This window comes from Lonsdalea britannica, from assembly GCF_003515985.1.
Taxonomy (GTDB): Bacteria; Pseudomonadota; Gammaproteobacteria; order Enterobacterales; family Enterobacteriaceae; genus Lonsdalea; species Lonsdalea britannica.
Window position 1 is genome coordinate 3,961,931 of the sequence record NZ_CP023009.1, and the last position, 20,658, is coordinate 3,982,588.

Sequence of the window (20,658 nt, forward strand, 5' to 3'; positions counted from 1 at the left end):
CCTATTTTCAGGCATCCCGTAAAAACAGCGACGCGCAGACCATGCCCGAAGTCAGCCAGGCCATGGTGGAAGATGCGCCCCGCATCATTCGCGTCACCCTGTGGGTGATTCTGGCATGCATCGGCTTTTTCCTGCTGTGGGCCGCTTTCGCCGAGATCGATGAGGTGACTCACGGCGAAGGGAAAGCCATTCCTTCTATCCGACTGCAGAAAATTCAGAACCTAGAAGGCGGGATCGTCAGCCAGATTTTCGTACATGAAGGGCAAATCGTTAAGGCAGGCGAGCCGTTGTTACGTCTGGACGACACCCGTTTTGCGTCTAACGTCGGTGAAACCGAGGCGGACAGACTGTCACTGCTGGCGCGCATCGCACGCCTGAATGCGGAAATTAACGATACGCCGTTCACCCTCCCCGCCGAAGTGGAAAAGCAGGCGCCCAGTGTCGCCGCCGGTGAGCGAGATCTCTACAACAACCGCAAGCGACAGTTCAGTAACGAGATTTCCGGCCTGAAAGAGCAGTTGGTGCAACGACGCCAGGAACTGCGTGATTATGTCTCACGACAAGAGCAGTACCGCAACAGTCTGAACTTGCTGCAGCAAGAAATCAGAATGTCCGAGCCGTTGATTAAAGAAGGCGCTATCTCGAAGGTCGAAATTCTTCGTCTGCGTCGTTCAGAGGTCGAAACCCGTGGCCAAATGGATTCGGTATCGCTGTCGATCCCGCGTGCCGAAGCGGCATTGAAGGAAATCGATAATAAAATCGAAGAGACTCACGGCCGCTATAAAAGCGAAGCTTTGTCGCAGTTGAATGAAGCGCAGACCAATCTCAACAAGATTGCGGCGACGGGCAAGGCGCTGGAAGACCGAGTCAACCGTACGTTGGTAGTGTCCCCCGTCCGCGGCATCGTGCAACAGATTTTGGTAAATACGATCGGCGGCGTAATTCAGCCGGGTAACGATCTGGTAGAGATCGTACCGTTAGACGACAGCCTGCTGATTGAAGCCCGCATTCGTCCGCAAGACATTGCCTTTTTGCATCCCGGTCAGCAGGCAGTGATCAAGTTTACCGCCTACGACTACACCATTTATGGCGGATTAAAAGGACATCTTGAGCAAATCAGTCCGGATACCGTGACGGATAAAGAGGGGCACAGCTACTACGTGATCCGCCTGCGCACCGAGAAAAATCACTTGGGCAACGAAGACAAACCGCTGCTGGTGATCCCGGGTATGGTCGCGACCGTCGATATCATGACCGGTAAGAAAACCATACTGCGTTATCTGCTCAAACCCATCCTACGCGCCAAAGCTGAAGCGCTGCGGGAGAGGTAGAATCTCTGCCAATCCATCGATAGTAAACTGACGAGACAGCAATGTAAGACGGGCAACCTCTAAAGGGTTGCCCGTTTTTTTTGACGACGCGTCAGCCATTGACCTCTAATGCGGCCCTTTACAGAGAAAATATGGTGATTGAAGTGAGTATGTATTCACATCGTAAGACGCCATGCGTCTTTGAGAGGGGCTAATCAACAAAACGGGCAACCGCTCTGGGATGGCTCGTGATATCACGTCTGCCCTCTTCTTTCCTCGCAGCGCTAATTCCTTTCAGCTAACAAGGCCGTCCGGCCGACATTAGTGAGTATTGACGTCGTTATAGATCTTGGTCTGGCTGCGTCCCAAGGTTTTGGCTTGATACATGGCGGCATCGGCGTTAATGGCCAGCGACAACGCGTCGGCGCCGTGCTCGGGATAAAGGGCAATGCCGATACTGCAGGAGATATCGAGCGTTTTTCCTTCAATATCGAAAGGCTCGTTCAACGCATAGTGGATCTTATCCGCCACGTACAGCGTGTTTTCCTGCTCTTTGATTCCCTGCAGAAGGATGATGAATTCGTCGCCGCTGCGGCGATACACCGTATCGCTATCGCGAACGGCGAGACGCATGCGAGCCGCCGCTTCCTTCAACAGCAGATCGCCGACGGCATGGCCAAAGGTGTCATTAATCTGTTTGAACCTGTCCAAATCCAGGAACATCAACGCGATTTTACGTCCCGTCTGCTTTGAAAGCTGAATGGCCTGTTCCATCTGTTCCGCAAAAGTCAGGCCGTTCGCCAGAGACGTCAGGGAATCGTAGTGCGCCAACTGACGGTAGTGCTCCTCGCTACGACGCAGCATATCGATGGCGCGGTAGCGTTCGATAGCCACCGAAACCAACTGAGCCGACTTCTCGATGGATTCGATTTCGTCTTCAGCCGGAGAATAAACTTTACGATGGTAAACGCTAAGCACAGCTAATATTTCATCGTTTTGGCCGAACACAGGTTCAGACCAGCAGGAGCGTAAGCCGGCGTACAACGCCAGACCTTTATAAAGCGACCAGCTCGGATCGGTGGAGATATCTTCTGCAATGACCCGTTTACCGGTATATGCTGCCGTACCAAACGATGCGGCACCGTCGGCAATCTTCACGTTATGAATGGCATTTTTATAAAAGCCCGGCAGGCTGGGGCGGAACCGAGGGTTAAACATTTCTTGTCCTTATCAATCAGCAAGACTGAGCAGACAATTCTTCCTGGATTCTTCTCTTCTACGCTAAAGATAATGGCATCAAGAATATCTTTAAGCGGCGCTCCGCTCGACAATAATTCCAACGCCCGGTTGTAGGAATTATCGTGATACTCTTTTGTCTTTCTCTCCGTAATGTCCATTTTAATGCCGACATACTGAATAGCGTTACTCGCCTTATTATATATCTTTACGATGCTGGCTTTTTCCCAATATAACTGACCATTTTTTTTGCGATTAATAAACTCGCCATTCCATATATCGCCTTTATTAAGCGTTTCCCACAGCTCTTCATAAACGCTAGCGTTGGTCATTCCTGAGCTAAGCATGCGGGTGTTTTGGCCAATCACTTCTTCCGCTTCATACCCGGACATGGAGATGAACTGTCTGTTTACATAGACTATTTCACAGTTTTCGTTGGCAATCAGGAGCGCGGCAGGACTATATTCCGCTGCAAACAGAACCATGTTCAAAAAATCCAGCTTTTTATTTTCGTTGGTGGACTTTTCCAGGCGTTTACGGTTTCGGAGCGAAGATACACCCAAGAGAATAATCAATAGAGTTATTATAATTTCATACACAATAATACTCTCCTCAGGGCCGTAAGGTCCTGAACGAACACAGCGCATCACTGAAGACGAAAAATCCCGGTAATAACATCCCCCATTCAGTTTTTCAGAGTTGGCAGATTTCCGGAGAGTAAAAGGGATAAATGGAAAAAATATCCGGCCAGGCTGAGAGTTCAAAAACATAGAAACGTAAGCATAAAGCCCCCCAGATATCACTGCGTGAAGAAAAAAATAATCAAATAAAAAGATTCAGCTTATTTGTTATATATACCACTAACACTGTTATAAGATTTACTAATATTTTAAAACTCTTCTTTATGCATTTAGCATGCGCTGTATTTTGACTATCAATTGCGCTGAAGCAAATCAATTATACCAATAATTAATACCCTTTTAATCACAAAAACCTATCATGAGGAAATTATTGATCGTTATAAGCAAACACTTGTTTTTTTATTGATTATAATCAATGAGTTAAATCCATGTTTTTTGCAGGTGACCGTACGAGAGGCGAAGAACAATTCACATCACGATCATCATTAACATATAGCATCATTAGGCATAAAACTAACACAGATGACCATAGTTAACAAAAACTGAAGAATTAAACTTCATCAGTTTTAATTTTCTTAATCAAATACTTTGTTTTGATTATCACACTCTACACGTCCTGTCGTTCCGAATAGCCCTATATTTGAGGCTATTCGATTCACTTTCTTGCTTTACGTGAAATTAAAAGAAAAAGAAACTCTATAAAAAGATAGGAATGACTGCGGGGACGTTAAAATTCGAGTTTTAATGATTCGAAATATTCAAATGGTTGGGGCGAGAAAGGAAATAACCTTGAGCTGCCGTGGCGTTGGACTCTTTAACCATTCCCCACTCGTTTTCCGTTTCCACACCTTCAACGACGATATAATTACAGTAACGGGTCATGAGAGTGATCAACAGGTGAAAAATTTGGCGTCCTTCTTCCGTTTGCTGAAGCATGACGAACAGCTCTCGGGCAACTTTGATGCAGTCGTGCCGCACCATCAACAGCGAGGAAAAGTTGGCTACGCCGCAGCCGAAATCATCCAGCCATAGCCGGCTAGCTTCGGGCAACGCATTCAGTAGTTCTTTTGGCAAACCTTCCTGACATTCCACCAGCTCAAAACGCAACCAGGGCATACTGGCAATCAGCTTTTTTGCCTGCAGGTTTTTCTGCAATGCCATCAGTACCGGTCCGTCAATGTTGACGGAGGCTAGCAGGTCGTCCCGAACAAAGCGGTCGTGGAGGCGACGCAGGAGCTGCATCTGCTCGATGACGATTTTCAGGCGCATGCCGACATCGATACGAGCAAAGTAGACTTCGGGGGAAAGCGTCTGATGAGGGATGGTCGGATGAGAAATCGCAGTTAACAGCTCAACGCCCAGCAATCGTCCGGATGTTCGATAAATCGGTTGGAAAGTGTATCTTCGGCGGCAACTGAGCAAAAAATCAACGTCATCTTTTGTCTCCGGCCCACTAGCGGGTGGAATAGGCCCAAACTGATTAAGCTGACTGTTTTGCTGCACTCTATTAATTCCGCCGTTAGACATACGCTGAATGACTAAAATAATCCCACCGCTCCTGAAAACAGCCCTGACCGCGATGAAAGTGACTTCGGGGCAGCTAGCGTAATGTGGGCTACATTACGACGTAAACGTGACGGACACATTGCCGTATTGCGAATTTGACCAGTTTATCAAAGGGCTGTGGAATCGTAATTTTCAGCACTTTATGATAAAGACTAATTCGCACACCGCCTAGAGGCTCAATCCCGAGAGTAAGCGATGATTTTGCGCTGTACTCCACCGGATGCTACAGGCAGTAAAATGCCGCCCCACGAACAAGGCTGATTTTTGATTATTTCCCATACAACCAGTCAGTTAGCATCGACTGTTTGTTTCTGGAGCGCGGTATAGTACAGCACATGATAAACAGAGATATAATAATGATAAAAATAATTTACATATTCATGATTAGCCTGCTTTTGGCGATGCTACCAGCAGGAGCTCAAGCTCAACGGATCATCATCGACCAATTGAACCGCCAGGTCACTCTTCCCGACAACATCCAACGCGTGGTCGTTTTACAACATCAAACGCTTAATTTGCTGGTCGAACTCAATGCGACCGATAAAATCGTCGGAATACAATACGATTGGGAACAACAGTTAGGCCCGCACTATGCGCAGCTTGTTCCGCAGCTCATCGGCAAAGCCAAAGTGGGCGACCTAACGCACGTCGATCTGGAAAGCCTTGCCGCATTAAAGCCACAGGTTGTTTTTGTCACTCACTACGCGCCGCAGGAGATGATCGATCAGATTAGTCAGCTCGGTATCGCCGTCGTCGCTATTTCCCTGCGTCATGATGTTCCCGGTCAGGAAAGAGAGCTGAATCCGAAGATGGCGAATGAAGAGCAGGCCTATGACCAAGGCCTGAAAGAAGGAATTCGACTCATTGGCGATATCGTGGACCGCGTTCCTCAATCCACAATGCTGATTGAAAAGGCCTTCCGTCAGCGGCAACTTGTCAGTGAACGCTTACAACACCTGCCGGAAGCGAAACGCGTACGCGCCTATATGGCGAATCCGGAACTCACGACCTACGGCTCAGGGAAATATACCGGTTTGATGATGAAGCATGCAGGGGCTTTGAACGTCGCCGCAGCCACGGTGAAGGGCTACAAGCAGGTGTCGATGGAGCAGGTCATCACCTGGAACCCACAGGTGATTTTTGTCCAGGATCGCTATCCACAGGTCGTAGAACAGATTCAGACTCAGCCCGAGTGGCAACCGATTGACGCCGTCAAACAGCACCGTGTTTATCTCATGCCCGACTACGCTAAGGCATGGGGCTACCCGATGCCGGAAGCTATCGGTCTTGGCGAACTGTGGATGGCGAAAAAGTTGTACCCGGAGATTTTCAGCGATATCGACATCCACAAGCAGGCGCAGGATTGGTATCGCACTTTTTATCGCACAGATGACACGGGCGCAGAATGAGCCAACGACCATTACAACTCCTGGCGGCGGGTAGCCTTCGCGGAGTCTGGCCAGCACTGATGGCGGCGTTTGAAGCCGAGACGGGACTGAAGACGCAAACCGATTTTGGCCCAGCGGGCTTATTACGCCAGCGGATTGAACGAGGAGAACCTTGCGACCTGTTCGCTTCCGCCAACCGCCATCACACCTCGGCGCTGGTGATGGGTAAACTCGCCCTCTCAGCAACGCCACTGGCCGTCAACCGTCTTTGCCTGACGGCATCGGCCTCCTCCGCGGCCCGCTCTCAAGACTGGCTCACGCTGCTGCTCGATCCTGAGTTGCGACTGGCGACATCAACGCCCGGCAGCGATCCCTCCGGCGACTACGCCTGGCAGTTGTTCGAACGGATGGAGAGACACTACCCGGGCGCGGCCGCTGACTTACAGGCCAGGGCGCTCATGCTGGTCGGAGGCCTACACAGCGCGCCGGTACCGGAAGGACACATGGCCGCCTCTTGGATCATACAAAGCGGTCAGGCGGATCTGTTTGTCGGTTACGCCAGCTATGCCCCGCGCTTGCGTCAGCTCCCCGGCATTCACGTATTCTCCCTTCCCGACGACCAAAACATTCGCGCTGACTACACGTTCGCACTTTGCCGCGCAGCCGCGCAGCCGCTGGCCGCATTTTTGTCTTCAGCAATGGCTCGCCAGATCTTGCAGGATGGCGGCTTCGAAGTACCGGTCCTGAAGGACGAGCCGCTCGATTAACTCGGCAGCGTCTTTCATGTCAGCCACACATCGTCGCCCATAGGGCATCCCGCGCTGTTGGGCTGATATCGCTTTTATGCTAAAGTGCGCGCCGCCGACACTGCCGCTTTCGAGAAAATGCGCAACCGCCTTGTCCTCCACGGAGGAGAAAACTGCGTCGAAAGTGGTGATTAAGGCGAGGATGACTTCATCGGGTGCGATGGTTGCGGACAGGCCGCTCATGGCGGCAAGAAATGGGAAAGACCTCTAAATGGCGCTGTTAATTACCAAACGATGCATCAACTGCGATATGTGCGAGCCAGAGTGCCCGAATCAGGCCATATCGATGGGGATGGAGACGTACGAAATCGATTCTGAGCGCTGTACGGAGTGCGTTGGTCACTACGATACCCCCACCTGCCAGAAAGTGTGCCCGATCGATAACACCATCATTACCGATCCGGCCCATGTGGAAGATCAGGAGCGGTTGTGGGAGAAATTCGTCCAGCTGCACCACGCCGACCAACTCTAAGCTAATTAGCTTTCCACGATAACGGTGGCGCACGCATAGCGCCGCTCGTCTGCCAGCGAGACGTGCACATGCTGCACGCCCAGTTCCTGCGCAAATTCCGCGGCTCGACCGAGAAAACGCAGGCATGGCTTGCCCAAATCGTTATTGAACACCTCGAATTGAGCGAAGGCCAATCCTGACGGATCCCCGTGCCAAACGCTTTCGACGCCGCTTCCTTTACCGCAAAGCGTTTTGCCAGAAAGCGAATCGGCTGCTGATGTTCCTGATAAATCGCCCACTCGGCGTCGCTCAAAATGCGACGCGCGAGACGATCGCTCGAACGTTCAACGGCCGCTTCGATACGGGCGATTTCGACGATGTCGGTGCCGAGTCCCAGAACCGCCATTAACGACGCGCTTCCCGCATCAAGGATTTCATCTCGGCGACAGCCGCCGGTAACCCGCTCATCACAGCGCGTCCAATGATCGAATGACCAATGTTCAGCTCATGCATTTCCGGCAGCGCGGCGATGGGCTGGACGTTATGGTAAGTCAGGCCGTGACCGGCATTCACACGGATCCCTTTGGCTGCCGCATAAGTCGCGGCGTCACGGATACGTTCGAACTCATGCTGGCGCGCTTCGTCGCCCTCGGCATCCGCGTAAGCGCCGGTATGCAGCTCGATATAAGGCGCTTCGCAAGCGACAGCCGCATCAATTTGGGCACGGTCGGGATCGATAAACAAAGAGACGTTAATTCCAGCAGCGGTCAGCTTCTTCACGGCATCCTGCATTTTGTTCAGCTGTCCGGCGACGTCCAGACCGCCCTCCGTCGTCACCTCCTGCCGTTTTTCCGGCACCAGGCAACAGAAGTGAGGCTGCAATTCGCAGGCGATAGAAACCATTTCGTCCGTGACCGCCATCTCCAGGTTCATCCGCGTCTGGATGGTCTGGCGCAGCAGGCGCACATCGCGATCCGTAATGTGGCGACGATCTTCGCGCAGATGCACGGTAATGCCGTCCGCCCCGGCCTGTTCAGCGATAAACGCGGCCTGAACCGGGTCGGGATACGCCGTTCCCGGGCGTTACGCAACGTGGCGATATGATCGATATTTACACCTAACAACAGCTCAGCCATGATCCATCCTTAACTTTCTATCTCATCAATAACGCCAGTTTACACCGCCGCCAATCCTGTTTGGTACTCCCGACGTTACTCTTCTTGCGGCGGAGCTGGCTTGGGCGGTTTGATCACGAACTGTCGGAACAGCTCGCGGCTCTTGAGGGTTTACCGCCGAGGTAGGGTTTGAGCGCCATGCGAGTGAACCGTTTAGCGGCGCGCAAGGTGTCCGCATCGGGGAACTCCCGAGCCGCCAACGAGCGAAGTTCATGTCCGGTAAAACTGAGGCGATCCACCACCAGACTGGCGATAAATCCTTTTTCTTCCCGATAGCGATAAGTCATGTCGTCCGCGACGCTTTCGCCGCTGCCGGCGCAGTGCAGAAAGTCGACGCCGTAGCCCAAATGCCCCAGCAGCGCCAGCTCGAAGCGACGCAGCGCCGGTTCTGGCGAGCCGTCAAGCGCAGCCAACTGTTGCAAACAGTGCAGGTAATCGAAGAAGAGCGCGGAGAAGTTGGTTTCGAACTCGAGAACCCGAGTGAGCAGTTCGTTAACGTACAGGCCGCTGTAGAGCGTACTGCCGCTGATGGGGAGCGCCAGAGACACCGGCTCGGCATTGCGAAGCGTTTTCACATCGCCCCGGCCGCTCCAGCGCACCAGCAGCGGGGTAAACGGCTGCAGGCACCCTTTCAGACTGGAACGACGCGCTCGGGCGCCTTTCGCCAACATCCGGACACGGCCCTGATTCTCCGTGAACAGATCCAGCAACAGGCTGGTTTCACTATAAGGGCGCCCATGCAAGACAAATGCGCGCTGCCAGCCTTCCATAGGCGGGGCCCCTTAGAGGTCGTCGATATAACCCAGACTGCGCAACGCACGTTCGTCGTCCGCCCAGCCGGATTTCACTTTAACCCACAGTTCCAGATGCACTTTTGCCTCGAACATCTGTTCCATGTCCTGACGGGCTTCAATGCCGATGGTTTTGATCTTGGAGCCTTTATTGCCGATAACCATTTTCTTCTGGCCTTCACGCTCAACCAGAATCAGACCGTTGATATCGTACCCGCCGCGTTCATTCGCGACAAAACGCTCGATTTCCACGGTGACAGAGTACGGCAGTTCTTCGCCCAGAAAACGCATCAGCTTCTCACGGATGATCTCGGAGGCCATGAAGCGCTGAGAACGGTCGGTGATGTAATCTTCCGGGAAGTGGTGCACCGCCTGCGGCAGATGTTTACGGACGATGCTGGCGATCGTGTCGACATTCATGCCTTTCTCAGCGCTCATCGGCACGACATCCAGAAACTTCATCTTCTGACTGATCATCTGAATGTGCGGCAGCAGTTTACTTTTGTCCGTGACGTTATCGACTTTGTTGATAGCCAGCAGCACGGGATGTTTCTGATCGCGCAGCTTGTTGACCACCATTTCGTCGTCTTCGGTCCAGTGCGTACCTTCGACAACAAAAATGACCAGCTCAACGTCGCCGATAGAGCTGCTGGCGGCGCGGTTCATCAACCGGTTAATCGCACGTTTTTCTTCGATATGCAGCCCAGGGGTGTCCACGTAGATCGCCTGATAAGGCCCTTCCGTATGAATGCCCATGATGCGGTGGCGCGTCGTCTGCGGTTTACGGGAGGTAATAGAAACCTTCTGACCCAGCAGCTGGTTCAGCAATGTGGATTTACCGACATTCGGTCGGCCTACAATCGCGACAAAGCCGCAGTAATTCTGTTCTTCGCTCATTCAAGCTCCAGCTGTATTAACGCCTGTTCTGCCGCAGCCTGCTCGGCTTTACGACGGCTCGACCCCGTGCCGACCACCGGTTCGCTAAACCCGCTGACCAGACAGTGTATGGTGAACTCTTGATCGTGCGCTTCACCACGCACCTGCACTACCAGATAGGTAGGCAGCGGTAAGTGCCGTCCCTGCAGAAACTCCTGCAGCCGGGTTTTGGGATCTTTTTGCTTGTCGCCGGGGCTGATTTCATTCAGGCGACTCTGATACCACTCGAGGATCAGCTTCTCGACCATCTGGATATCGCTATCCAGGAATATGCCGCCGATCAGCGCTTCGACCGTATCCGCCAGAATGGACTCACGACGGAAACCGCCGCTTTTCAACTCTCCCGGCCCCAGACGAAGACATTCGCCCAGTTCGAACTCGCGTGCGATCTCTGCCAGCGTATTGCCGCGCACCAGCGTGGCGCGCATCCGGCTCATGTCCCCTTCATCAACGCGGGGGAAACGGTGATAGAGCGCATTGGCGATCACAAAGCTCAGGATGGAGTCCCCAAGGAATTCCAGCCGTTCATTGTGTTTACTGCTGGCGCTACGATGCGTAAGTGCCTGCAGCAGAAGATCATATTGTCGGAAAGTATAGCCCAGTTTTTTTTGTAAACGATTTATGAGAATGGGGTTCATGTGTTACCAATATCAATCGTGCTTTTTAACCACAGCATACGGAACAGCCCTGCTGAACTCTTATAGTGCCAAAACTGTTTCGTTTGCACTGGCTCCCGTGAGGGAGCCTGCGTTTATTTATGTCGAAAATATTCTACAACGGAAGGCGCAAAGATACCGCGTGTTTATTACGTTGTATTAGTGAATACCGCCAATACGGCTCAGGCGTACGCCAGTAGGCCATTGGCCTTCCTGTTTTTCAAAGCTCATCCAGATTGCCGTGGCTTTACCGACCAGATTTCTCTCCGGCACAAAGCCCCAGTAACGGCTGTCTGCGCTGTTGTCACGGTTATCGCCCATCATGAAGTAGCTGCCGGCCGGCACAACCCATGTGCTTAACGGCTGATGAGGCTGGTGATAGTACAGGCTCAGCTGATCCTGTGCGATCGGAACCGTCAGAATATCGTGCGTGACGTCGCCCAGGGTTTCTTTACGCGTCGTCAGACGAATGCCATTTGCTTGCTCACCCGTCGGGATCTGATAAAAACCGTTGCTGCTTTCCCCGCCCATCCCATTAAAGGTCTGGACAAAGTCGCTCGGCTGCACGTTGCTATAGGTGACGGCCAACGCTTTATCGCAATCAGAAGACTGTGAACACGCAGGCTGGATCGTCACCTGTTTGGCGACAGGATCGTAGCTCACGCGATCGCCCGGCAGGCCCACAACGCGTTTGATGTAGTCCAGACTCGGATTTTCCGGGTATTTAAAGACGGCGATATCGCCACGTTTAGGATGTCCGGTTTCAATCAGCGTCGTCTGGGTAATCGGGTCTTTAATGCCGTAAGCAAATTTTTCCACCAGGATAAAATCACCGATCAACAGCGTCGGCATCATCGAACCCGACGGGATCTGAAACGGTTCATAGATGAATGAACGCACCACCAGCACCACAGCCAAAACGGGGAATACCGAGGCGCAAGTTTCAATCCAACCCGGCTGTTTGATGCTGCTGGAGAGCGTCTGTTCTCCAGCCGTACCGTCCGACTGCTGGCTTGAATGAGCCAGTCTGGCGCGCCGTGCGGGCGCCCATTTGAAACGGTCCAGACACCACACGACGCCGGTAACCAGCGTGGCGAGCGTCAGAATCAAGGCAAACATATTGGCCATGCCAACTCCTATGAAATTATTTACTGTCCTTGCCCACGTGCAGAATGGCCAAAAACGCTTCCTGCGGCAGCTCAACGTTGCCGACCTGTTTCATTCGTTTCTTACCGTCTTTCTGCTTCTGCAACAGCTTTTTCTTACGGCTCACGTCGCCGCCATAGCATTTGGCCAGCACGTTTTTACGCAGCTGCTTGACGGTGGAACGCGCGATAATGTGGTTGCCGATCGCCGCCTGAATCGCAATATCAAACTGCTGACGCGGGATAAGCTCTTTCATTTTTTCCACGAGATCGCGACCGCGATACGGCGCATTGTCGTTGTGCGTAATCAACGCCAACGCATCGACGCGCTCGCCGTTAATCAGGACGTCGACGCGCACCATATTGGAAGCCTGGAACCGCTTGAAATTGTAGTCAAGCGACGCATAACCGCGAGAGGTGGATTTCAGACGGTCGAAGAAGTCCAGCACCACTTCCGCCATCGGAATGTCGTACGTCAGCGCCACCTGGTTGCCGTGGTACACCATGTTGGTTTGCACGCCGCGTTTTTCCACGCACAGCGTGATGACGTTGCCCAGAAACTCCTGCGGCATCAACATGTGACACTCAGCGATAGGCTCACGCAGCTCCGCGATGTTGTTGATCGCCGGCAGCTTGGACGGGCTGTCTACGTAAATCACTTCACCGGCCGTGGTTTCAACTTCGTACACCACCGTCGGCGCCGTGGTGATCAGATCCAGATCGTATTCACGCTCCAGACGCTCCTGAATGATCTCCATGTGCAGCAGACCCAGGAAGCCACAGCGGAAACCGAAGCCCAGCGCCGTTGAGCTTTCCGGCTCATAAAACAGGGAAGCATCGTTCAGGCTGAGTTTGCCCAGCGCATCGCGGAACGACTCGTAGTCATCGGAGCTGACGGGAACAGACCCGCATAAACCTGAGGTTTCACTTTCTTGAAGCCCGGCAGCGCTTTCTCCGCCGGTTTACGCGCCAGCGTCAGCGTATCGCCGACCGGCGCGCCCAGAATGTCTTTGATCGCGCAGACCAACCAGCCCACTTCGCCACAGTTCAGCGTATCGCGATCGACACGTTTCGGGGTAAATATGCCCAAGCGCTCGGCGTTGTAGACCTGACCGGTGCTCATGACTTTGATCTTGTCGCCCTTGCGCAGGGAGCCATTTTTAATCCGGATCAGAGATACCACGCCCAGATAGTTATCGAACCAGGAGTCGATGATCAACGCCTGCAGCGGCGCTTCCGGGTCGCCTACCGGCGCAGGGATATCTCGCACCAGTCGCTCGAGGATGTCGGGTACGCCGACACCGGTTTTCGCCGAGCAACGCACGGCGTCCGTCGCATCAATCCCGACAATATCTTCGATTTCCTGAGCCACACGATCCGGATCGGCCGCAGGGAGGTCAATCTTGTTCAGGACCGGCACGACTTCCAGATCCATTTCGATCGCCGTATAACAGTTAGCCAGCGTCTGCGCCTCTACGCCCTGTCCCGCATCCACCACCAGCAGCGCGCCTTCACAGGCGGCCAGAGAGCGGGAAACTTCATACGAGAAGTCGACGTGTCCCGGAGTGTCGATGAAGTTCAGCTGATAGGTGTGGCCGTCAGTGGCCTTATAATCCAGCGTAACGCTCTGTGCTTTGATGGTGATCCCGCGTTCGCGCTCGAGGTCCATAGAATCCAGAACCTGCGCAGCCATTTCACGCTCGGTTAAACCACCACAAATTTGAATGATGCGGTCAGAAAGCGTCGACTTACCGTGGTCGATGTGGGCAATGATGGAAAAATTTCGTATATGCTTCATTATTAAAGTTTTTCTACCTTGGTATTTCTGAAGTCTTGCCGATCGGCATGCGCATTAGCCGACAACGCTGACCGTTGTCATAGGCCCGAATCGCAGCATTCTACATGCCATACGGGGGAAAACCTAGTCATGGGCCGTCTATTAAGATGGTTTATCATCACGGAGTCCCCCTATTCGCCTTGCGGAAGAAAGCCGGTTGCTGTGCGGCATGAGCGGCGGGAGATGATGCCTGAAAAAGACGGGGGTTACCTCGTCGCTCACGGGCCATACAGGCCGGGATATAAGGAAGCGAGTCTTGCTACGGGAAATCAAGGTCGGCGCCTCGATAAGACGATTGATCCGACCTGACATCCAGCATAGTTCATACCATGCCAAGGCCCCTGTCCGATAACGGTCAGGGGTTCTTAAAGCTCACGCTGTCGGCAATACGCTTGGCCGTAGCCAACGGCAATTCGCCAATCACGGTGATTTCGTGTTTGTCGCGCACGACGGAGTGGATCATCCGCCGTCCTAGCAACGCGTTTTGGTCCGGGTGGGTGTCGCCAACCGGGCTCACGTTGACAGAAAAGCTGAATAAGCCGTCGCTGTAGAGGCGAGATTCCACCGGCACGCCTCCGCTGGGAAGCGGTCGCTGGCTACGCGAGATCTCTTCAACGCCGCTCGGCAGCCACTGCGTCGACCATGCGAAGTCGGCTGATGGTGCCGTGGGAACGCTCAACAGCGGCGGTAGACTCATACGATCCAGATTTTTCATCTCTGACTGCACCGAACCGTCCACCGTCATGGACAAAACGCGGTACTGCTCCAGCAGTTCGCCATTTTGGTCCAGCAAATCGACTCGCAGCGGCAGCCTTGACGTCGCATCCAGACAAATCACATAGCTGAAGCGCGTGCCGTCACGGGAGACAATACGTACGACGTCGCTCTGACGATCGGCAAGACGAATGCGCCCGGTAGGGATAAAGTCGTAATAAGCAGACAGCCGAGAGAAATTCGCGTAGATCAACGCGGGCAGCGCATCGACCATGTGATCGCCGGATAGCGTGAAAGGATCAAGGTTGGTTTCGAAATAGCTGATATTACGAGCACGTTGAACCACTTCACGACGCGGACCGTCGAGATGAAGCAACTGAGCCAACGTTTCCTTCCCCGCTAACGTGTGACGATAGCGAAAAGACTCAATCCCCTGACGGGATACGTTGATGAAATAGATTTCATAGCTCAGGGACTGGCTGGCTCGGCTCATTTGTTGCAACATCGCCCCGGAGTTGTCCTGAGCCGGGGCGATGCCAGAGTAACTCGCGCCGCCGAAAAGCAGCGCGGTGATAAACAAAAAGCGCTTCATTACTGCGGCTGCATTCCTAATGATTAGGTTCCAGGCACCTGAACGGCAGCCTGTTGATCTTCATGTTGGTCGAAACGCAGTTGGTCAGAGTGCACTCGGCGCTGCAGCTCATAGTCCTGCAGCAACGCATTGATGCGCTCATGCTGAGCCTGTTGCTGACGCTGTCCCACCGTGCTGACGCCGGTTTCAGCCGGTACGCTCAGGCTGACCGGCGATGCGGTGCCTAAAGCAGGAAGCGTACTGAATGCCGGGGCTTCGACCGCGCCGTCCGTCGCGACACCGCCTTGCTGGTAGTGCTGCACGCCAACGATGACCGCCAGAGAAACACAGGCCGCGACACCAATTTGCGTCAGATTCGCCGCCAATGGACGGATCTTGTTCCAGAACGACAGGTTTAGCCAGGTCCGAGGATGTGGCTGGGATTCGGGCACCGCCTGCGGGTTGAAGAGAACAGGTTCCTGCTCTAATGCTGCCGCGACACTGGCTGCGACGTCGACGTGCAAGACGTGTTCGCAGACATCATTGCGCAATGTATCGCGTACTACATGGTAACGCTGCCAGCTTTCCTGCAGTGTCTCGTCTTTCGACAAAGCGCTCAGCAGTTCGTTGTCGACAGCCTCGCCATCCATTAAAGCGGAAAGTTTTTCTTTCTGCATACCTTACACCCTTACCTTGTCAAATCGGTCATGATGAACGTTCACAACAAGTTAACGCTGAATAAGCGGTTGTACTTTATTATCAATAGCTTCGCGTGCACGGAAGATACGCGATCGCACGGTGCCGACCGGACAGCCCATGATGTCGGCTATCTCTTCATAGCTCAGTCCATCCAGTTCTCGCAGCGTGATTGCCAGTCGTAAATCCTCCGGCAATGACTCAATCGTGCGGAACACTATCCGACGCAACTCATCAGACAGCATTAAATTCTCAGGGTTCGATATTTCTTTTAACGCGCTGGCATTTTCATAATTCTCAGCGTCGCTGGCGTCCACGTCACTCGACGGAGGTCGCCTCCCTTGGGCAACGAGATAGTTTTTCGCCGTGTTAACCGCAATACGATACAACCACGTATAAAATGCACTATCGCCGCGAAAAGACTCGAGCGCACGATAGGCTTTGATAAATGATTCCTGGACAACGTCCGGTACGTCGCCCGGAGGGACGTAACGAGATACCAGGCTCGCTACTTTATGCTGGTAACGAACAACCAGTAAATTGAACGATTTCCGATCGCCTTTCTGGACCCGCTCAACCAGAACCTGATCTGTTAACTGCTCGCTCATCCGAGGTAATATCTCCTCAAATTTGTCTCCACGCATAGGTTACGTAATGCCAGCCACGTTCTAAATCTTTGAGCAAGCACTCGCTTGGAGTCCATACACATCATTAAGTTCCGTTTCAAAAAAGTCTTTTCTGCTTTGTGTGATCGCCGATGTGATTTCAGTACCAGACCGACCTGTACTCTTGCGGCTAGTTGTACCACACTTCGGCCAACCACGTGCGCCAAATCCCGCTATTCCGGGGGCTACGCATATGTAACACCGTCTTTCCATGCCTTACATAGACAGATAAAAATCGCGTGTCAGCGCCTGGTAGGCGTCGGAATAGTGACCCTCCTCATCTCGAATCACCAGCGAAGACCGCTCGGTCGCCCCCGGCTGCAACGAGAGCGCCAGTAGCGTTCGATGTGCGGGGCGCGACGCAGACTCACGGACATCCGTCCGTAATGACAAGCGCCATCCTTCTTTTTCAGCCTGCGGCACAAACATCTCCGCGACATCGTAGGGCAACACGACGCAAAAAAGCCCATCGGCCGTCAATTTCGCCTTCGCGCAACGCAATAATTCTTGATGGGTCAAAGAGGTAGTATAGCGGGCCTGAGCGCGCGACTCTGAACGGCAGCTCACTCCCGGAACGAAATAAGGCGGATTGCTAACAATCAGCGCGTACTGTTCTTCGGTTCGTTCCGTGAAGTCAGCGATATCCGCCGTGTAAATGGTCATCTGCTCGCGCCAGGGCGAAGCCACCGCGTTCTCTTTTGCCTGCTGCCCTGCCGCGGCATCCAGCTCTACGCCATCTATCGACAGCCGCCCTTTCGTACGTTGCGCTAGCATAAGCGCAATTAACCCGGAACCGCAGCCGATATCCAGCAGTCGACCTGCTTTCGGCACCGGCGCCCACGCGCCGAGGAGAATGCCGTCCGTCCCGACTTTCATCGCGCAGCGATCGTGCGCCACGAAAAATTGCTTAAAGGTGAATCCGCCGGAACGTACCGCCGGCGTCGATAAAGGCTGAGTCATTTTGCGTCTTTTCCTGTTAAACCGCGCTAGCATAGGAGAAACTCTGACGCAGTAAAAGTCGTCTGCATCGCTTAAAGAGATGAACAACCGGGCCAATGAGTCTATAATCGGCGCCCCAAATAGAGGTAGATAATGACAGCGACCAATTTTTCCGAGTTTGATCTTGATGAAAGCCTGCTAAACGCCCTGCAGGATATGGGGTTCTCCCGCCCAACGGCAATTCAGGCTGCCGCCATTCCCCCAGCAATGGACGGACGGGACGTTCTAGGCTCTGCACCAACAGGAACCGGGAAAACTGCCGCCTATCTGCTACCGGCATTGCAGCATCTGCTCGACTTCCCACGTAAAAAATCCGGACCGCCGCGCATACTGATTCTGACGCCTACGCGAGAATTGGCGATGCAGGTGGCTGAGCAGGCCAAGATTCTGGCCGCGCAGACACATCTGGATATCGCCACCATCACCGGCGGCGTCGCTTATATGAACCACGCCGAAGTCTTCAGCGAGAACCAGGATATCGTCGTCGCGACGACCGGCCGCTTGCTGCAATATATCAAAGAAGAAAACTTCGACTGCCGCGCGGTGGAAACGCTGATCCTGGATGAAGCCGACCGCATGCTCGACATGGGATTCGCACAGGATATTGAACACATCGCCGGTGAAACGCGCTGGCGTAAACAGACGTTGCTGTTTTCTGCGACGCTGGAAGGCGATGCCATCAAGGACTTCGCCGAACGCCTGTTGAAAGAACCGGTTGAAGTTGAAGCCGATCCGTCACGTCGCGAACGTAAAAAGATCCAGCAATGGTACTACCGAGCAGACGATCTCCAGCACAAAACCGCGCTGCTGTGTCATCTGCTGAAACAGCCGGACGTCACTCGCTCCATCGTCTTTGTGCGCAAGCGTGAGCGCGTGCATGAAATGGTTGCATGGCTGCGTGAAGCGGGCATCGAAACCTGCTATCTGGAAGGTGAAATGGTGCAGGCCAAGCGCAATGAGGCCATCAAACGCCTGAGCGACGGCCGAGTCAACGTGCTGGTGGCAACCGACATCGCCGCGCGCGGACTCGACATCAATGATGTCAGTCACGTATTCAACTTTGACCTGCCTCGCACGGCAGATACCTATCTGCACCGCATCGGCCGTACCGGCCGCGCCGGTCGTAAAGGTTGCGCCATCTCGCTGGTGGAAGCGCACGACCATCTACTGCTGGGGAAAATCAGCCGCTACCTGAACGAGCAGATGAAAGCCAGAGTGGTTGATGAGCTGCGTCCTTCGACGCGTGCGCCGAGTGCGAAAATCACCGGTAAGCCGTCGAAGAAAGTCCTGGCGAAGCGCGAAGAGAAAAAGCAGAAAGAGAAGCCGAAGACCAAGACGAAAGTGCGTCATCGCGATAGCAAAAATATTGGTAAACGTCGTCAGCCTAGCAATAGCGCGGACAAACCGGCCGATAAAAAATAATCTCCCAGCCGCCTGTCAATGAAGCGGTCTAAGACATCGGTACATGTTGCGATCCGCTGTCTTACAACGCCCAATGAACTTCATTGGGCGTTTTGCCTTTAGGACCGGTCACAGACAACAAGAAAGGGAGCCAAGGCTCCCTTTTCTATACGTTCTATACGGTTAATCCGTTTTAAATGACGTCGATCTCGATTACAGACTTTCTGTAAAAGTACGAGCAATAACGTCGCGCTGCTGTTCTGGCGTCAGCGAGTTGAAGCGGACCGCATAGCCGGATACACGAATGGTCAGCTGCGGGTATTTTTCCGGATTCTTGACCGCATCTTCCAGCGTTTCACGGCGCAGTACGTTGACATTCAGGTGCTGGCCCCCTTCAACGCGAACTTCTGGTTTCAGCTCCAGAGGAATTTCACGATATTCGAACTGACCCAGATCGCTGACTGGCACAATTTGATCTTCGCTGTAATCCGCTTTTGAACAAACGCAACGCGCCTCTGATTTCTCATCATCCAGTAACCAGAAAGAATTAACCAATGCGGTGTTGTTTGCCTTGGTGATTTGAATACCTGTAATCATGATTGCCTCCGTAGCACGGCGTGTAAGTCTGAATGTGAATCTCGTATCCAGTAACAAATCTGCCAGTTGTTTAACATCAGGGTAAACCCGACTGAATCTGCTAACCTATATACCAGCCAAACACCCCACAATCATTGATTCAAATCAATTTCTTCCGTTTGAAAATTCAACCACCGATGGCAATCTTTTGTTTTATATCAATTTTACCCACCTTGCGCGCTTTGCAAAAAATCCTATATTTTTTCAATTTTTTTGTTAAAACAACGCTGACGCTGCGAATAGTCCGGTTATGGTTTTACCTCTTCGGGATTGGACGGTAAGCTAGCCGGATTGATTGAATGGACAAGGGCGCATTGATGGCAACTTCCCTGACCTGGCACGACGTACTGTCCCAGGAGAAACAACAACCCTACTTCACTGATACGCTGAAATTCGTTCACCAGGAACGAGAAGCGGGAAAAGTGATCTACCCTCCTCAGCAAGACGTGTTCAACGCTTTTCGCTATACCGAATTCCACGATGTCAAAGTCGTTATTCTCGGTCAGGATCCTTATCACGGTCCGAATCAGGCGCATGGCCTCTCTTTTTCCGTCCGCCCCGGCATCCCGGCGCCGCCGTCACTCGCCAACATCTATAAAGAACTGGCCAGCGATATCCCCGGCTTTGAGATTCCACGGCACGGCTTTCTACAGAGCTGGGCTCAGCAAGGCGTTTTACTGCTTAACACCGTTCTCACGGTGGAAGGCGGAAAAGCGCACTCGCATGCCAATCTGGGATGGGAAACGTTTACAGACAAAGTGATCGCAGCGCTTAATTCACATGGTGAGGGGATTGTTTTTCTGCTGTGGGGATCGCATGCGCAGAAAAAAGGCAACATCATCGATCAGCAGCGTCACCACGTGCTGAAAGCGCCACACCCTTCACCGCTCTCAGCGCATCGCGGCTTTATGGGATGCAGGCATTTTTCACAGGCTAATCATCTGCTGGAGCAGCAAGGACTCTCGCCTATCGACTGGATGCCGCAGCTCCCTGACGAAAAATGATGTCGCCGACGGTCTTCGTTCATTCGAACGGGGG

15 protein-coding genes and 5 pseudogenes are annotated in these 20,658 nt (G+C 53.0%); 6 read left to right on the forward strand and 14 right to left on the reverse strand.

The annotated features are described in order from the left end of the window. Nucleotides 1-41 precede the first annotated feature (41 nt). Entirely contained in the window at nucleotides 42-1,331 is a 1,290-nt protein-coding gene (locus CKQ53_RS18005; RefSeq protein WP_409359775.1) for an HlyD family type I secretion periplasmic adaptor subunit, read from the forward strand. Nucleotides 1,332-1,631: 300 nt separating this feature from the next. Here CKQ53_RS18005 and CKQ53_RS18010 read toward each other — a convergent pair. Both CKQ53_RS18010 and pdeH read right to left on the reverse strand, forming a co-directional pair. Continuing rightward, a pseudogene (locus CKQ53_RS18010) lies at nucleotides 1,632-3,145 on the reverse strand (sensor domain-containing protein). Between the two features lie 769 nt (nucleotides 3,146-3,914). Beyond that, a pseudogene (pdeH, locus tag CKQ53_RS18015) lies at nucleotides 3,915-4,714 on the reverse strand (cyclic-guanylate-specific phosphodiesterase). A gap of 395 nt (nucleotides 4,715-5,109) precedes the next feature. On the opposite strand from pdeH, the gene CKQ53_RS18020 reads away from it, so the two are divergent. The 3 genes from CKQ53_RS18020 to CKQ53_RS18030 all read left to right on the forward strand — a co-directional run bounded on the left by CKQ53_RS18020 (nucleotide 5,110) and on the right by CKQ53_RS18030 (nucleotide 7,419). Continuing rightward, complete coding sequence (locus CKQ53_RS18020) at nucleotides 5,110-6,162, forward strand: ABC transporter substrate-binding protein (protein WP_085653202.1); 1,053 nt, start codon at nucleotides 5,110-5,112, stop codon at nucleotides 6,160-6,162. Further along, nucleotides 6,159-6,908, forward strand: coding sequence for a substrate-binding domain-containing protein (locus CKQ53_RS18025; protein ID WP_085653200.1), 750 nt, complete (start codon nucleotides 6,159-6,161; stop codon nucleotides 6,906-6,908). The genes CKQ53_RS18020 and CKQ53_RS18025 overlap by 4 nt, the downstream gene beginning before the upstream one ends. A gap of 250 nt (nucleotides 6,909-7,158) precedes the next feature. Beyond that, nucleotides 7,159-7,419: a YfhL family 4Fe-4S dicluster ferredoxin gene (locus tag CKQ53_RS18030; RefSeq protein WP_085653198.1), complete on the forward strand. Its 261-nt coding sequence runs from the start codon at nucleotides 7,159-7,161 to the stop codon at nucleotides 7,417-7,419. Between the two features lies 1 nt (nucleotide 7,420). Here the strand turns inward: CKQ53_RS18030 and acpS are convergent, their stop codons facing one another. The 11 genes and pseudogenes from acpS to trmN all read right to left on the reverse strand — a co-directional run bounded on the left by acpS (nucleotide 7,421) and on the right by trmN (nucleotide 17,544). After that, entirely contained in the window at nucleotides 7,421-7,804 is a 384-nt protein-coding gene (acpS, locus tag CKQ53_RS18035) for a holo-ACP synthase (protein ID WP_244200978.1), read from the reverse strand. Next, nucleotides 7,804-8,534, reverse strand: a pseudogene (gene pdxJ / locus CKQ53_RS18040) (pyridoxine 5'-phosphate synthase). Before pdxJ ends, acpS begins: the two are co-directional and overlap by 1 nt. Before the next feature lie 75 nt (nucleotides 8,535-8,609). Further along, a pseudogene (recO, locus tag CKQ53_RS18045) lies at nucleotides 8,610-9,343 on the reverse strand (DNA repair protein RecO). A gap of 12 nt (nucleotides 9,344-9,355) precedes the next feature. After that, nucleotides 9,356-10,261: a GTPase Era gene (gene era, locus CKQ53_RS18050; RefSeq protein WP_094118858.1), complete on the reverse strand. Its 906-nt coding sequence runs from the start codon at nucleotides 10,259-10,261 to the stop codon at nucleotides 9,356-9,358. Continuing rightward, complete coding sequence (gene rnc, locus CKQ53_RS18055) at nucleotides 10,258-10,938, reverse strand: ribonuclease III (RefSeq protein WP_026741425.1); 681 nt, start codon at nucleotides 10,936-10,938, stop codon at nucleotides 10,258-10,260. The genes era and rnc overlap by 4 nt, the downstream gene beginning before the upstream one ends. A 177-nt stretch (nucleotides 10,939-11,115) precedes the next feature. Continuing rightward, nucleotides 11,116-12,084: a signal peptidase I gene (lepB, locus tag CKQ53_RS18060; RefSeq protein ID WP_094118859.1), complete on the reverse strand. Its 969-nt coding sequence runs from the start codon at nucleotides 12,082-12,084 to the stop codon at nucleotides 11,116-11,118. Nucleotides 12,085-12,100: 16 nt separating this feature from the next. Then, nucleotides 12,101-13,899 (reverse strand): annotated as a pseudogene (lepA, locus tag CKQ53_RS18065) (translation elongation factor 4). Between the two features lie 394 nt (nucleotides 13,900-14,293). Next, nucleotides 14,294-15,244, reverse strand: a complete 951-nt coding sequence (gene rseB / locus CKQ53_RS18070; protein ID WP_085653187.1) for a sigma-E factor regulatory protein RseB — start codon at nucleotides 15,242-15,244, stop codon at nucleotides 14,294-14,296. A gap of 23 nt (nucleotides 15,245-15,267) precedes the next feature. Beyond that, complete coding sequence (rseA, locus tag CKQ53_RS18075; protein ID WP_118894503.1) at nucleotides 15,268-15,900, reverse strand: anti-sigma-E factor RseA; 633 nt, start codon at nucleotides 15,898-15,900, stop codon at nucleotides 15,268-15,270. Between the two features lie 51 nt (nucleotides 15,901-15,951). Beyond that, nucleotides 15,952-16,527, reverse strand: a complete 576-nt coding sequence (rpoE, locus tag CKQ53_RS18080) for an RNA polymerase sigma factor RpoE (RefSeq protein WP_026741430.1) — start codon at nucleotides 16,525-16,527, stop codon at nucleotides 15,952-15,954. Nucleotides 16,528-16,800: 273 nt separating this feature from the next. Next, nucleotides 16,801-17,544 carry a tRNA(1)(Val) (adenine(37)-N(6))-methyltransferase TrmN gene (trmN, locus tag CKQ53_RS18085; RefSeq protein WP_094118861.1) on the reverse strand — a complete coding sequence of 248 codons (744 nt, stop codon included), beginning with the start codon at nucleotides 17,542-17,544 and terminating at the stop codon, nucleotides 16,801-16,803. A 132-nt stretch (nucleotides 17,545-17,676) separates the two neighbouring features. On the opposite strand from trmN, the gene srmB reads away from it, so the two are divergent. Then, nucleotides 17,677-19,005: an ATP-dependent RNA helicase SrmB gene (gene srmB / locus CKQ53_RS18090; protein ID WP_085653179.1), complete on the forward strand. Its 1,329-nt coding sequence runs from the start codon at nucleotides 17,677-17,679 to the stop codon at nucleotides 19,003-19,005. A 192-nt stretch (nucleotides 19,006-19,197) separates the two neighbouring features. Here the strand turns inward: srmB and grcA are convergent, their stop codons facing one another. Further along, complete coding sequence (grcA, locus tag CKQ53_RS18095; RefSeq protein WP_085653178.1) at nucleotides 19,198-19,581, reverse strand: autonomous glycyl radical cofactor GrcA; 384 nt, start codon at nucleotides 19,579-19,581, stop codon at nucleotides 19,198-19,200. Between the two features lie 356 nt (nucleotides 19,582-19,937). Here grcA and ung point away from each other — a divergent pair, with 356 nt between their 5' ends. Next, nucleotides 19,938-20,624, forward strand: coding sequence for a uracil-DNA glycosylase (ung, locus tag CKQ53_RS18100; protein WP_094118862.1), 687 nt, complete (start codon nucleotides 19,938-19,940; stop codon nucleotides 20,622-20,624). The last annotated feature ends 34 nt before the right edge of the window (nucleotides 20,625-20,658 follow it).